Source organism: Blautia sp. SC05B48, assembly GCF_005848555.1.
Lineage (GTDB): Bacteria > Bacillota > Clostridia > Lachnospirales > Lachnospiraceae > Blautia_A.
On the sequence record NZ_CP040518.1, the window covers coordinates 1,870,600 to 1,885,855 of the forward strand.

The following is a 15,256-nucleotide window of genomic DNA, read 5'->3' on the forward strand; positions in this document are numbered from 1 at the left end:
TCTATAACGAAGGGATACAGAATTATGAGAAAAAATCTGAAGGGCTGTAAGAAGCTGGCAGGGGAAACTCTGGCCGGTAATTTTACTGTCCCTGTGATCGGGAGCATTGCAGTTGCGGCGATGAGCGCAATTTCAAGCTATATTTCCACAGCACTTTTTCCGGGAGATTCCCTGTATGCGATCATTGGAGGAGAGGTATTCAGTTTTATCCTTTCTCTGGTGATCTGTGTTTTTTCCGCAGGACTTTACCGGATCTACCTGAATATTTCCAGAAGGGAAGCCTACTCTTTCGGAGATCTTCTGTACTTTTTCAGCCATCAGCCGGATCATGTGATCGTGACATCTTTTGTGCTGGCATTGATCAATCTGGTGACATCACTTCCATTGGTGTGGTTTTCTTTTACAAGCAATATGGGAAATACAACGAAGGAGCAGATGAACTGGACAGTAACTTACATGCTGCTCACACTTCTCGGGTTCGCGCTGAACCTGCTGGCAGCTATGCCGTTCACCATGAGCTATTACATCCTGTCCGATAATTCGGACATAAAAGGAGTACAGGCGCTGAAAGCCAGTGCGAAGCTTATGAAAGGACATTACTGGGAATATATGAAAATGCTCTTAAGTTTTGTTCCGTGGATCATTTTTTCCATATTTACATTGTATCTGGCACTGATCTGGCTGGTGCCTTATATAGAAACCTGTATGGCAGTTTTCTATCGGAATATTTCCGGAGAGTTCGATGAGCCACCGGCGGAGCCGTATCCTCCGGTGACTCCGATCCCTCAGTTCCATGATGAAACAGAAGCCTGATCGCCTTTCCGGGCACGCAGTTGTTGCAGGCTGTGGAAGAAATTAAAACTTACATCCATTATAGATTCAAAGGAAGTCGTCCCACAACTTCCTTTGTCAACACTCCTATGAGAATACCTGCCAGGACACCTGCCACCAGCAGTGCCGGTGCATAAATCATCAAACTCGTATTGCTCACCACGATCATGGCAACGATCAGCTGACCGATATTATGTGTGACACCACCGGCCACACTGATACCGATCAGACTGAAGCAGGAATGTTTTTTCAAAAGATCCATCACAGTCAGGCTAAGCGCAGCGCCAGCCAGACTATACAAAATACTGAACAGATTTCCAAACATAAATCCGATCACCAGGATTCTGACAACGGACACGAGAGCCGCTTCTTTAAAGGAATATCGGTCCAGTATAAAAAGCACCGCCAGGTTTGCAAGTCCGAGCTTGATACCCGGAATCCCTGTAAATACAGGGATCAGAGACTCCACATATCCAAAAATGATTGCTACTGCGGCAAATAATCCGAGATAAGCTGTTTTTCGTTTCATAAATAAATCCTTTCATTTGTTGCAGGAATATCACAGACAGAATACCATCTGTCAGAGAAAACTGTACGGAGAATATACATTACGCATATTCTCCGGAAATTTTATGTCACCGCATCAATTTTCGGGGAACTCTCCGAATCCTCTGCAGTATTTTCCCCTTCTATCACAACCTTATTAGGAAGGCAGATGATGGAACCGCCGTGCTCGTCCACAGCCTTCTGTTTCATACAGTAATGATCCGGGCAGGTTGCTTCGATCATGGTAACTTTTCCATCTTTGATCTCGCAGACATTGGTGTCTCCGATGTGTATGATCTGGTCCTGGGAAAGAGAATAGGTTCCGAACTCTTTTCCGTCAACGGTAATACGGATCATATTATGGGACCGTTTCCCCGCAATCTGAAAACCAAGCCAGAGAACCCCTGCCAGAATCAGGATCCCGGCAATAAAAATCATTTCTTTTTTCTTCAAAACAAATCTCCATTTCTGTTACAGATTCAAAAAAATCATATCATAATCGAAATTAAAAGGCAAACATAAGTTAATGATATCTAACCATAATTCATACAGCTGTTCCAAACGGAAAGGGAGGAGTGGCGAAAAAATTCACATTATAAAAAGTTAAAAACTACTAACAAAAATGTAGACAAGAAAAAAATCAGATGATATAATACTTGACTGTAAGTTAGCAACATCTAATTTTATAAAAATGATTAATCTAAACTAATTTATGGATATGGATAAAAATTACATAATTTATCCAAAAGACAGTTATACGCAGATTGCAGGATTGGATCGAGAGCATCTGACGCAGCAATATATGTTCGTATAGCCTGAGTCTGATGCAGCAATTTACGGAATTGTTATAAATACAAGGGAGAAAAGAGATGAAAAACCAGAATTTTTACATGAGAGTGATCTCATTGCTGTTAGTGGTTCTTGCTGTGCTTTTTTATAACAGCAGCATGAAAGCCCAGGCAAATGAAAAAGAGATCGCGGCTCTGACAGATAAGGTAGATACACTTCAGGAGCAGCAGAATGAACTTCTCAGCGCGCTGGAGACAAGCTACGCAAACCGTGTGAAGAACCAGAGTACTGCAGCAGAAACCGAGGCATCCAGCAGCGACAGCACAGACAACGAATCTGTGGACAGCTCCGGTTCAGGCAGTACAGCGGACAGTGGCGAAGCAGACAGCAGCGGAGATAATGTCTATAAAGACGGAACCTATACAGGAGAAGCACAGGGTTACGGTGGAACGATTCAGGTTGAGGTGACGCTTTCCGGTGATGAGATCACATCCATTAATGTGACAAGCGCTCCCGGTGAGGACAGCGCGTATCTTTCTCAGGCAGAAAGCGTGATCGATTCTATTATCAGTGCCCAGAGTACAGATGTGGACACCGTATCAGGAGCAACTTTTAGTTCCACAGGAATTCTGAATGCGGTTGATGAAGCTCTTGGAAAGGCGGAAAATTCATGAAAAAGAGACAGAGGGAAGTAAGGCTGATGCGTGCGGGGATACAGTTAGCGTTCTTTATTGCGGCACCTTCTCTGTTCTCTACAGCTTTTGCGGGAATCAAATCAATCTTTCTTGCCATTGGATCCGGACAGGCGGTGGAGTGGAATTCTTTTTTGACCGTGACGGCCGTTCTTCTGATCTTCACCTGCTTTTTCGGAAGACATTTCTGTGGATATGCGTGTGCGTTCGGATCTTTCGGCGATGCCGTGTACGAAGGCTTTTCCTGGATCTGGACGAAATGTTTTCATAAAAAAAAGAAACCAGCCCTTTCTGAAAAGCTGGTCCACAGACTTCAGAAAGTCAAATATATCGTACTGGCCCTGATCCTGCTTTCCTGCATCACAGGTGTATACGGAAAGCTCACAGGAACCAGCCCGTGGGATGTTTTTTCCATGATCACAGCTGGACGGCTTCCAAACAGTAAATACTTGGTGGGGATCATCCTGCTGATCCTGATCATGATCGGAATGTGCACCCAGGAGCGCTTTTTCTGCCAGTTTCTCTGCCCGATGGGAGCGGTGTTTGCGCTGATGCCGATTTTGCCGGGAGCCTTATTCCGGAGAAATCGTGAGAAATGCCCGCCGAAATGCGGACTTTGTAAAAAGAGATGTCCGGCGCATCTGGATATTGACGGTGATACGGCGATGTCAGGGGAATGTCTTTGCTGCCATGCCTGTGCGGCGACATGCCCGCGGAAAAATATTCACATTGGAACAACTGAGGAAAAATAATCTATGAAATATCAGGCTCTTAAAAAGAAAGCTTTTTTTGCCACAGCAGTACTCACAGGGACAGTGATGCTGTTTCCGGTTGGATGTCCGGCTGCGGCAGAGAAAGATATACAGAACTATACAGATACCGATTTTGCCATGGATACTGTGGTATCGGAAACACTTTATACCACAGGAGACGATATAAACAGTAAACTGACTTCAATTCTGACAGATGTGGAGACGAATCTTCTGTCCTGGACAAATGAGAGTTCGCAGATTTATAAGGTGAACGCAGATTGCGGAAACGATACGGAGATTTCCGAAGAACTTTCCGGATATCTGGAACGCATCCTTGCCATTGCGAAAGATTCTAATGGAGCCTTTGATCCGACGATTGGAGAACTGATTCGGCTGTGGGATATCGGAGGGGAGAATCAGCGGATTCCCGGAAAAGATGAAATTCAGGAAGCGCTGAAGGATTCCGGATACAAAAAGGTTTCCCTGGATGGAAATATGGTTCATATGGATAAGGGCTGTTCTCTGGATCTCGGAGCTGCCGGAAAGGGAATCGGCTGTGATTCCATCCTGGAATATCTGAAAACGCAGAAAGAAGTCTCTGCGGCGCTTATGAATCTGGGAGGAAGCAGTGTCATGACTTATGGAAGCAAGCCGGATGGTTCTTCCTGGAATGTGGCAGTGACAGATCCCAGAGCTGAAAATGAGGATGACTATCTTGGTGTGGTTGCCTTAAATGGTACAGAATTTCTTTCCACATCCGGAGATTATGAGAAATATTTTATCGAAAATGGTGTAAGGTATCACCACATTATGGACCCGTCTACCGGCTATCCGGCAGAAAGCGGAGTGACCGGGGTAACGGTAGTCTGTGACACCGGACTGGAGGCAGATGCGCTTTCCACAGCATGTTTTGTGCTGGGGGTGGAAAAAGGGGCACAGCTGTTGAAAGCTTACGGTGCAGACGGACTTTTTGTGGATGAAGATCATCATGTATATCTCACTGAGGGGATGAAAGAGCGGTTCAGCCTGATTGCAGATTCCTACAGTGTGGAGGATATTGCAGAGTGAAGCTGATCTCCCGGCGATCCGGTTTATGACCGTTTGGCAGAGGGAATGCTCATATCCGCGTTACTTGCGATAGTAAACCTGGAAAGGGTTCTATAAATATATCATATTTTTAGGAGGAATAAGCAATGCAGAAGTGGAATCTACTGAAAAAAACAGCTCCATGCATCTTAAGTCTTGCGGTGGCAGCAACAACTTTTCCGACCGCTGTAATGGCATCTGATCTTGATGCAGCCGTGGTTTCCGAGGCAGAGGCAGGAGATACGGAAGATTTTGTAACAGAGGAAACAACAGAGGATACAGCAGCAGTGACAGAAGCAGCGGCAGACGAGACAGAGGATATCCAGCAGGAAGATACAGAAGCTGTTGAGAATCTGGATGAGACAGCAGAGGAAGCAGATCCGTTCTCTACAGGAGAAGAGGATTTTACAGAAGGCGATGAAGTGGCAGAAGCATTTTCCGATTCTGACCAGCTGACAGGCGAGTATCAGTATGTATATGCAGGACTTACCTGGGGTGAGTACTGGGCAGCTGAAGGCGTCTATGCAGCTGGAGATACAAGCTCTTCAGAAGAGAAGGATTCACATAGTGAGTTTGATACAGGAGCTTTTGATACAGTAACAAGAGCAACTGCAAATCATGGACTCCACAGAGGAAGCTATCAGACAGAAGCTACGATCATTGCTGAAGACGGAACCAGATTCGATATATCCTACTGGGAGGATAAAGGAAGCACACTTTATCTTACAGACGGTTCCAAGGTAAAATGGAACAGAGGCAGTATAACAACAGAAGATGGAAAAACCTATACGATGGATCATTATGAGATATATGGTCTGAAATATGTTCCGGTAGCAGTTAAGACCGCAGATTTTGCAGATTTCTGCAAAAAGTATAATGTCGTACAGGATGGAGCTATGCTCTCCGGAGGATACAGTGAAAACAATCTCCAGTATTATAAAGGCCTTGTGGCAGACGTAAATGCACAGACAAATGGTCTGAAATATGCGGAGAAAAATGGTGACGGCTTTACATTTACAGCAAGAAAATCAGACGGAACAGCTTCCGGTATCAAGGATCAGGCGTTAAAAACAGCAACAGGGATCAAGCCGAGTGTAAAAGCAGCAAGCGGAAGCTACGGCGAATTCCTCCGTGTGGATCTCAATGGAAATTATGGCGATCTTGGTGCAAATATGCAGGCTGTACGCTGGGATTATTATGGAGATGATTCCACATATACAAAATGCCTCGCTTCTTATGGAACCAAGTTTGCCGCAGATAACTGGATGCATAAAGCAATGGGAATCCAGCTTGGACTTACAAAATCTGCACGCTGCAAGCTTCCGGGAGGAACAGACGGAACAGGATACTGGAAACTGACAGTGTATGCTCTTGGATATAATGACTATACCTACAGCTTCCAGGCAACTGCAGAGAATATCGTAAATCCTACAATGGAGCCGACTGATTTTACAAGTCTTAAAACGGAAGTGGAAGCTGCAAAAGCTCTGGCAGAGAAGGATTACACAATTGCAACCTGGAAGTCCTTTGCCGGTGAGCTTCAGGAAGCAGAAGACATTCTTGCAAAAACAGATGCAAGTCAGGCTGAGGTAAATGAAGCACTTGAACATCTTCAGGGAGCAGAGAAAGAGCTTCAGAAGGTAACAGTTACACTTGATAAGACAGCAGCTGCTGTATATATAGGAAAAACGACGACTCTTAAGGCAACAACAAATGACAGCGATGCAGCAGTAACATTTAAGTCCGGCAACACAAAGGTTGCAACAGTAAGCAGCAAGGGTGTTGTTAAAGGCGTAAAAGCCGGAACAGCAGTTATCACAGCAAAGGTAGGAAATGCCACAGCAACCTGCAAGGTAACAGTAAAAGCTTCTACAATTAAATTTGCAAAGGCCTCCGTAACGATCTACAAAGGAAAAACAGCAACTGTAAAAGCAACTGCAACACCATCTGCAACTGTAAAATACACAAGCAGCAACACAAAGGTTGCAACCGTAAACAGCAAAACAGGTGTTGTAAAAGGAATCAAAGCAGGAACCGTTACGATTACAGCAAAGGCAGGAGCCCTGAAGACAACCTGCAAAGTAGTTGTCAAGAATCCTGCATTCAGTCTTGTAAAATCTTCTGCAACGATCAAAAAAGGTAAAACAACAACCATCAGATCCAAAGCAGCACCTGCAGGCAAGGTTACATATACAAGCAGCAATAAAAAAGTTGCAGCTGTAAACAGCAAGGGTGTTGTAAAGGGAATCAAAAAAGGTAAAGCAACGATCACAGTGAAATGCAACGGAATTACAAAGAAATTTGTGGTAACTGTTAAATAATGCAACTGTTTAGCAAAGAGTAAGAACAACCTCTGCCGCAGACCCTTTTATGTCTGCGGCAGAGGTCTGCTCATTTCTACAGCAATCCGGAAAATCACCTGGAATGCGATACAGAGCATATGCCTGACGGGAAGCCGCATAGAAAGAGGGGAGAACAAGTATCCATGGAAAAAGAGTTAAAAGATAAAAAACCAGCCGAAAATGGCACACCCAAGGTGCCCTGGACGAAAATGATCCCTGCAGCAGCTGTGATTGCGGCGCTTGCGTTTTCGGGCATAAAGGCGAAGGGATCCGAGGAATCAACGGAAGCAGTACAGAAAGCAGAGACAACCGTGATGTCTGCTTCGGAGTTGGAAAAATATCTCGGATATGAAGAAGGAAATACTGTTTCTGACAGCACATCTGCCTCAGATAAGAAAAACAGTACATCAAAGAAAAGCTCATCAAAGAAAAGTGCGAAAAAAACAGCAGCAAAAAAAAGTTCTGGTACGAGAACGGTTTCAGAATCAGCAAAAAGCAATGCCGGTGCGGCAGGACAGGGTTCTACCCAGACCCCGGTAGCGGCAGTTCCGGCCAATGGCTATAAAGATGGAGTATATGAAGGATCTGGAACCGGATTCGGTGGTACGATCCGTGTACAGGTAACAGTCAGCGGAGGAAAGATCGCAGCCATTGATATTCTGGATGCATCTGGCGAGACTGCATCTTATTTTGCGTCAGCTCAGGGTGTGATCAGCAGGATGATCGCCGGAAATACACCGAATGTAGATGCAGTAAGTGGAGCAACCTATTCCTCCAACGGAATCATCCAGGCAGTTCAGAATGCGCTCTCCCAGGCAGCGGCAGATGGAAGTAGCCAGCAGGTCACCCCTGCACCTGTAGTAACGGCTGTACCAACTATGACACCATCACCGTCACCTACAAAAAAACCATCTTCTGCAAAGGAGCCGGAAGATCCGGACAGTCCGAAAAAATATCTGGACGGTAAATATACAGCTTCGGCAAAGGGCTTCAATGGAGACGTGAAAGTAATTGTGACCATCAAGGATGGAGTGATCGAAGCTCTGAAACAGGAAAATACGGACACGGAGCAGTTTTTTGAAAGAGCATGGAGCGTGCTGGAAAAACAGATCATAGGCACAGATTCTGTGGATGATATTGATACAGTCAGCGGAGCAACCTATTCTTCCAACGGAATTCTGAATGCTGTAAAAAAAGCTCTCAAAGAAGCGGTCAATCCGGAGTATGGAAAGAAACCCACACCAACTCCGACAAAGAAACCGATACCAAAGCCAACAGCCACACTGAAACCTGCGGCAACGCCGAAACCAACAGCCACACCGAAGCCAACAGAGACACCGGCAGCAACCCCGACGCCGGAGCCGGACGACCCGGATGTGACGCCGGTTCCTGAAAAACCCAATGTAACTCCAACACCAGGGACAGATGAGCCGGATGCCACGCCGGAGCCAACGGAAGCACCGGAACCTGCCGGAATGTACAGAGATGGAACGTATACGGGATCAGCTTTTGGATATGGAGGAAAAACATATCTGACAATCACGATCTCAGGAGGCCAGATCGTATCCATTGAGCAGACAAATCAGGATACACCGGAATTTTTTGATCCTGCATGGAGCATGATCTATTCTCAGATCATGGCAAACCAGTCGGCAGATGGAATTGATACTGTCAGCGGAGCCACATATTCATCCGAAGGGATCCTGGACGCTGCACAAAAGGCCCTTGCCCAGGCGAAGAATTAACCGGGTGAACGTTGGAACAGCTATAAACATCTGAATCTAAGCCAATAATAAGAGATGAAAGAAACCTCTGGACTTCTGATTTTTTTTGAAGTTCAGAGGTTTTTTGCCATGTTTCTGAAATTGTTTCTATAAATCGATAAAAAAATAACAGGAATATATACAGAATAATATGGGAAATATCAGAAAATAAAAGCGGTTTAAATAATTTGAAATGCAAATTGGCAGGGATTAACCTGAGAAATACAATAAAATTTTTATTGCACAGGGCAATGTTTTATGTTATGTTTGAATATGTGTAATTAAAGTTGTTATTTAAATGACAAACAACGCTGAAAGGAGAACAAATATGAGCAGTAAAATTACGATCATCGGAGCAGGAAGCGTGGGTTCAACTATCGCCTACACCTTATCACAGAAGAGCATTGCCTCAGAAATTGTCCTGATCGATATCAACAGGCAGAAGGCAGAGGGCGAGGTCATGGATATTGACCAGGGAACCAGCTTCCGTGAACCGATCTCCATTGTGGCAGGAGATTATCCGGATGCAGCTGATTCTGACATTGTGATCATCACTTCCGGCATTGCCAGAAAACCGGGACAGACACGTATCGAGCTGACACAGACCAATGTCAACATTATGAAGAGCATCACTCCGGAGATCGTAAAGGTGGCTCCAAAAGCGCTTTATATCATTGTAAGCAACCCATGTGATATCATGACATACGCATTTGCAAAAATTTCCGGTCTTCCAGAGAACCAGATCCTTGGTTCCGGAACCGCCCTGGATACGGCCCGTCTCCGCTGCAGACTTTCCCAGCACTACGGCGTATCTGAGAAAAACATCCACGCCTATGTATTCGGAGAGCATGGAGATACTTCCTTTGTACCGTGGTCCAGAGCCTTTGTTGCAGGTGCGACCCTTGATGAATTTGACAAGATCGTTCATGAGGATCAGAAAGATATGCAGCCACTTGACAGAGAAGAGGTTCTGGAGTATGTTCATACTTCAGGATCAACTGTGATCGCCAAGAAGGGTGCTACATTTTATGCGGTAGCCGTATCTGTTTGCAGACTTTGCTCGCTTCTTCTTGCTGCATCTGATACAATAGTCAGTGTATCAACCATGCTTCACGGAGAGTACGGTGTTGAAGACGTATGTCTTAGTACCATGGCTTCTATCGGACCGGAAGGTGTAAAACGTATCGTTCGTGTTCCACTGACCGAGGAGGAGACAGAGAAGCTTCATGCAAGCGCCAATGCTCTGAAGGACGTGATCGCACAGATTGATCTTTGATAAATGTCAGAAGCTGTGTAAAGAGGAAAATGCAGCCTCAGGCAAATTTGAAACAACGGGAGAAAGATAAAAATGGATATTATTCAGGTAATTACCAGAGAATTGAACGTTGAGAAATGGCAGGTTGAGGCAGCAGTTAAGCTGATCGATGAAGGCTGCACCATTCCTTTTATTTCCAGATACCGTAAGGAAGCAACCGGTACACTGAACGACGAACAGCTTCGTAATCTTAATGAGAGACTTACCTATTTAAGAAATCTTGAGGATAAAAAGGCTCAGGTTCTGGGCAGCATCGAGGAGCAGGGCAAGCTGACTCCGGAGCTGAAGAAACAGATCGAGGCAGCGCAGACACTTGTTGTGGTAGAGGATCTTTACCGTCCGTACCGCCCGAAGCGCCGTACACGTGCCATCATCGCCAGGGAAAAAGGTCTGGGACCTCTGGCTGACATCATTCTTCTCCAGATGACGAAGAAACCTCTTGAAGAAGAGGCAAAAGCATTTCTTTCTGAGGAAAAAGAAGTCAAAACTGTGGAAGAGGCCATCAGTGGTGCCAGAGATATCATTGCGGAGCACATTTCCGATGAAGCAGATTATCGTATCAGCATCCGTAAGAGAACAATGGATAAGGGAACTATATGCTCTAATGCGAGAGATGAGAAGGAGCAGTCTGTATACGAGATGTATTATGACTTTGAAGAGCCGGTGAAAAAGCTTGCAGGTCATCGTGTCCTTGCTCTGAACCGTGGTGAGAAAGAGAAATTCCTTACTGTGAAGATACTTGCACCTGAGGAAGAGATCATCCGTTATCTTGAAAAACAGGTGATCGTCCGCGATAATCCATACACTGCACCTGTTCTGAAAGAAGCCATTGAGGACAGCTATAAACGTCTCATCGGACCGGCTATTGAGCGTGAGATCCGGAGCGCCCTTACAGAGGCAGCAGAGGACGGTGCCATCCATGTCTTTGGCAAAAATCTGAAGCAGCTTCTCATGCAGCCTCCGATCGCAGGACAGGTAGTTCTTGGCTGGGACCCTGCCTTCCGTACAGGATGCAAGCTGGCAGTGGTAGATCCGACCGGGAAGGTTCTGGATACCACAGTCATTTATCCCACAGCACCAACCAATGAGACCAAGATCCGTGCCGCAAAGGAAACCCTGAAAAAGCTTATCAGCAAATATCATGTGACACTGATCTCTGTAGGAAACGGAACGGCATCCAGAGAATCCGAGCAGATCATCGTGGAGCTTCTTAAGGAAATTCCGGAAAAGGTCCAGTATGTCATCACCAACGAGGCAGGTGCTTCTGTATATTCCGCAAGCAAGCTTGCCACGGAAGAATTCCCGAATTTCGATGTTGGACAGAGAAGCGCCGCATCCATCGCAAGACGTGTACAGGATCCGCTTGCAGAGCTTGTAAAGATCGATCCGAAATCCATTGGTGTCGGTCAGTATCAGCATGATATGAACCAGAAGAAGCTGGGAGAAGCCCTTAACGGTGTTGTGGAAGATTGTGTAAACAAGGTCGGAGTGGATCTGAATACGGCATCTGCCTCCCTACTGGAGTATATTTCCGGAATCAGTAAGGCCATCGCAAAGAATATCGTAGCCTACCGTGAGGAAAACGGCCGTTTCCAGACAAGAAGAGAGCTTCTTAAGGTTGCTAAGCTTGGTCCGAAAGCCTTTGAGCAGTGTGCAGGTTTCACACGGATCACAGGAGGCAAAAATCCCCTGGACGCAACCAGTGTCCATCCGGAAAGCTATGACGCAGCAAAAAAACTCCTGGAAAAGCTAGGCTACACACCGGAAGATGTGGCAGAGCGTAAGCTTGCCGGTATTTCCGGACAGATCCGCGATTACGGAAAACTGGCAAAGGAGCTGGAGATCGGAGAGCCAACCTTACGTGATATCGTAAAGGAACTGGAAAAACCTGCCAGAGATCCACGTGACGAGATGCCGAAACCGATTCTCCGTACCGATGTACTGGATATGAAGGATCTGAAAGAGGGCATGGTTCTTAAGGGAACTGTCCGCAATGTTATTGACTTTGGTGCTTTTGTAGATATCGGTGTGCATCAGGATGGCCTGGTCCATATTTCCGAGATGAGCGAGAAATTCATCAAACATCCGCTGGAAGCAGTCAGTGTGGGAGACATCGTGGATGTCCGTGTTCTTGGTGTTGATATGAAGAAAAAACGTATCAGCCTTTCCATGAAGGGAATTAATAAATAAAGAAAAAACCCGAGACATACCGCGCGAATTTATGCGATCAGCATAAATTCTGTGCATCGCCAGGCGTGTTACTGAGAACGAAGTGAAAAGTAACGTATATTCTGCAGCATTCTGCGGCGGATTACCGGACAGAAATACAATAAAGCTATAACCTATAACAGAATTACAGCAGTGGTTTATACCCTATACTTTATAAAACCGGAGAAATCAGGTTTACAGGGAAAAACTACTGCTGTATTATTATATTGCCAGATGCGGATTATAGGGAATGTTTACATCAGGAATACATAGATCGATCCGCATATGTATATCGAATGATCGATCAGACAGGGGGGATTATATTTGGATAGTACTGTACAGACCGTGCAGGAGGTCGGAAATCAGGTAAACCAGTACAGGCAGATGTTTGAAAATTATCTGCCGGACATCACAAAATTCGGAATCAAGGTTGTTCTGGCTATCGTTGCTTTCTGGGTAGGAAGCACGGTAATTAAATGGATCGTAAAGTTTGTGAGGAAATCACTGACAAAATCCAGGCTGGATACAGGAGCGGCACAGTTTATATCCTCACTGGTCAAGATCGTACTTTACATACTCCTGATCTTTAATATATCCACAAGCTTTGGAGTAAAGGAATCATCTCTGGCAGCACTTCTTGGAACTGCAGGTGTTACTATGGGTCTTGCCCTCCAGGGCGGACTTGCCAATCTGGCAGGAGGTATGATGCTTCTTCTGTTCAAGCCTTTCCAGGTAGGGGATTACATCATCGTTAACGGACAGGACGGAAGCGAGGGAACGGTAGCCAAGGTCGAGATTTGTTATACAACGTTATTATCCATTGATAACAAGCACATCGTGATCCCGAACGGTACTCTTTCCAATGCGACCATCACCAACGTAACAGCAAGGGATCAGCGAAGGCTGGAGATCAAAGTGGGAATCTCTTACAATGCAGATATCCAGAAGGCCAAGGATATCCTGGAAGATATCCTCACCGAAGATCCGGATACAAGAGAAGACGAAGAGATGGTGGTATTTGTAGACGAGCTGGCAGAAAGCTCTGTGATCATGGGCTTTCGTGTCTGGGTAGCTACTGACCGCTACTGGGCAGCCAGATGGAGATTGAACCAGAGGATCAAGGAAGATTTTGATTATTATGGGATTGAGATTCCTTATAATCAGCTGGATGTGCATATCCATAAATAATATGCATCAAGGAAGAAAGATAAGGCCCTTTCACATGGCAGAGAATATGAAAATTATTGACAAACCAGTGTCGGGGTGTAATAATACCCCACAGAGATAGTATTTGGACTCAAAACTATACTCTGGCTGAAATCACTGGAATCTTATATAAAAATAGCCAGCCGGAACCCGGGACCGGGAACGGACGGATATATGAAAATTATAAAAGATTATGAAAGATACGAGCCTGTATTAATGACATAAATTATGTGAATGTTTTTTATGTACAAAAAACAGGACTCAATATACAGGGAATCAATCAGAAGCGTTTCAGGGTCGAAGTGTGCCCCGAGACGCTTTTTTATTAAATACGGAAGCGGATGCTTTTATCCACTTGAAAGTTATTCCCTGCAGGAAAGGACTTATATAAGATGACAATAGAGATGTTAAAAGGAAAGATCCACAGAGCAACCGTTGTCCAGGCGGAACTGGATTATGTAGGAAGTATCACTGTGGATGAGGAACTGCTGGAAGCTGCCGGGATACTGGAATATGAGAAGGTTCAGATCGTAGATGTGAACAACGGCAGCCGTTTCGAGACATACACCATTTGCGGAGAACGCGGAAGTGGTATGATCTGCCTGAATGGAGCAGCAGCAAGATGTGTGAGTACCGGTGACAAGATCATCATCATGGCTTACGCACAGTACGAGCAGGAAGAAGCCCGTACCCACAAGCCTGCAGTTGTATTTGTAGATGAAGAGAACAGAATCAGCAGAGTGACTAATTATGAGAAACACGGACTGCTGAAGGATATGGCCTGACGCAGATCAGAAATACAATAAGACGAAGGTGAATTCAGAAAAGAGGCTATCTCGAATCTATAAAGAAAACCGGTCCGGAACCGGAAAAGAGGAGAGCACAATGCAGGTAACAAAAACAGTAGAAGAAACAAGAAAACAGATCAAAGCGTGGAAAAAAGAAGGAAAAACAGTAGGCCTTGTGCCAACCATGGGATTTCTCCATGAGGGACACGCAAGCCTGATCAAAAAATGCAGAGAGCAGAATGATATCGTAGTGGTATCCGATTTCGTCAATCCTACACAGTTCGGTCCTACCGAAGACCTGGAAGCCTACCCGAGAGACTTTGAGCGTGACAGCAAGCTCTGCGAAAGCCTGGGAGCGGACCTGATCTTCTGCCCGGAGCCTTCCGAGATGTATCATGATCCCCACGCATTTGTAAGTATAGATACTCTGTCAGAGACACTTTGCGGAAAAACACGTCCGATCCATTTCAAAGGTGTGTGTACCGTTGTGACCAAGCTGTTCCACATTGTGGCACCGGACAGAGCATATTTCGGACAGAAAGACGCACAGCAGCTGGCCATCATCCGCAAGATGGTGAGTGATCTGAACTTCGATATTGAGATCGTAGGTTGTCCGATCATCCGTGAGGAGGACGGACTTGCAAAATCCTCCAGAAATACATATTTAAGCCCTGAAGAGAGAAAAGCAGCTCTTTGCCTGTCAAAGGCAGTAAAAGCCGGACAGGAAGCCATTCACGCAGGAATCCCGGCAGAAGAGCTTCTCGGAAAAATGCGAGCAGTGATCGAAGCAGAGCCTCTGGCAAAGATCGATTATGTATCCATGGTAGATGCACTTACCATGCAGCCGGTGGAAAAAGCTGACCGCAGCGTTCTTGTAGCAATGGCTGTTTACATCGGAAAAACAAGACTGATCGACAACTTTAGCTACGAGGTATAAT

General features: G+C 45.4%; 13 protein-coding genes. 11 read left to right on the plus strand and 2 right to left on the minus strand.

All coding sequences use genetic code 11. The features are described 5' to 3' along the window. Positions 1-24 precede the first annotated feature (24 nt). Positions 25-813 carry a DUF975 family protein gene (locus EYS05_RS08590; protein WP_118512665.1) on the plus strand — a complete coding sequence of 263 codons (789 nt, stop codon included), beginning with the start codon at positions 25-27 and terminating at the stop codon, positions 811-813. A gap of 58 nt (positions 814-871) precedes the next feature. Here EYS05_RS08590 and EYS05_RS08595 read toward each other — a convergent pair whose 3' ends face one another. Next, positions 872-1,360 (minus strand): Gx transporter family protein, encoded by a 489-nt coding sequence (locus EYS05_RS08595; RefSeq protein ID WP_138277004.1) that lies wholly within the window; start codon positions 1,358-1,360, stop codon positions 872-874. A gap of 101 nt (positions 1,361-1,461) precedes the next feature. Next, positions 1,462-1,830: a NusG domain II-containing protein gene (locus tag EYS05_RS08600; protein WP_138277005.1), complete on the minus strand. Its 369-nt coding sequence runs from the start codon at positions 1,828-1,830 to the stop codon at positions 1,462-1,464. Between the two features lie 416 nt (positions 1,831-2,246). Here EYS05_RS08600 and EYS05_RS08605 point away from each other — a divergent pair, with 416 nt between their 5' ends. From EYS05_RS08605 to panC, 10 genes are all read left to right on the plus strand, one after another. Beyond that, positions 2,247-2,840 carry an FMN-binding protein gene (locus EYS05_RS08605; protein WP_138277006.1) on the plus strand — a complete coding sequence of 198 codons (594 nt, stop codon included), beginning with the start codon at positions 2,247-2,249 and terminating at the stop codon, positions 2,838-2,840. Further along, complete coding sequence (locus EYS05_RS08610; protein WP_138277007.1) at positions 2,837-3,610, plus strand: 4Fe-4S binding protein; 774 nt, start codon at positions 2,837-2,839, stop codon at positions 3,608-3,610. The genes EYS05_RS08605 and EYS05_RS08610 overlap by 4 nt, the downstream gene beginning before the upstream one ends. A 3-nt stretch (positions 3,611-3,613) precedes the next feature. Continuing rightward, complete coding sequence (locus EYS05_RS08615) at positions 3,614-4,678, plus strand: FAD:protein FMN transferase (protein WP_138277008.1); 1,065 nt, start codon at positions 3,614-3,616, stop codon at positions 4,676-4,678. A 125-nt stretch (positions 4,679-4,803) separates the two neighbouring features. After that, positions 4,804-7,017, plus strand: coding sequence for a penicillin-binding Tp47 domain C-containing protein (locus EYS05_RS08620; protein ID WP_158293326.1), 2,214 nt, complete (start codon positions 4,804-4,806; stop codon positions 7,015-7,017). Positions 7,018-7,181: 164 nt separating this feature from the next. Then, entirely contained in the window at positions 7,182-8,783 is a 1,602-nt protein-coding gene (locus EYS05_RS08625) for an FMN-binding protein (RefSeq protein ID WP_138277009.1), read from the plus strand. Positions 8,784-9,129: 346 nt separating this feature from the next. Continuing rightward, positions 9,130-10,077 carry an L-lactate dehydrogenase gene (locus EYS05_RS08630; protein WP_138277010.1) on the plus strand — a complete coding sequence of 316 codons (948 nt, stop codon included), beginning with the start codon at positions 9,130-9,132 and terminating at the stop codon, positions 10,075-10,077. A 72-nt stretch (positions 10,078-10,149) separates the two neighbouring features. Next, a complete protein-coding gene (locus EYS05_RS08635) occupies positions 10,150-12,306 on the plus strand; it encodes a Tex family protein (RefSeq protein WP_138277011.1) in 2,157 nt (718 codons plus the stop codon). Positions 12,307-12,648: 342 nt separating this feature from the next. After that, on the plus strand, positions 12,649-13,512 hold the full coding sequence (locus EYS05_RS08640) for a mechanosensitive ion channel family protein (protein ID WP_306466229.1): 864 nt from the start codon (positions 12,649-12,651) through the stop codon (positions 13,510-13,512). 410 nt (positions 13,513-13,922) lie between these two features. Beyond that, positions 13,923-14,315 carry an aspartate 1-decarboxylase gene (panD, locus tag EYS05_RS08645; protein ID WP_015526224.1) on the plus strand — a complete coding sequence of 131 codons (393 nt, stop codon included), beginning with the start codon at positions 13,923-13,925 and terminating at the stop codon, positions 14,313-14,315. A gap of 100 nt (positions 14,316-14,415) precedes the next feature. Next, entirely contained in the window at positions 14,416-15,255 is an 840-nt protein-coding gene (gene panC / locus EYS05_RS08650) for a pantoate--beta-alanine ligase (protein WP_015526223.1), read from the plus strand. Position 15,256 lies beyond the last annotated feature (1 nt).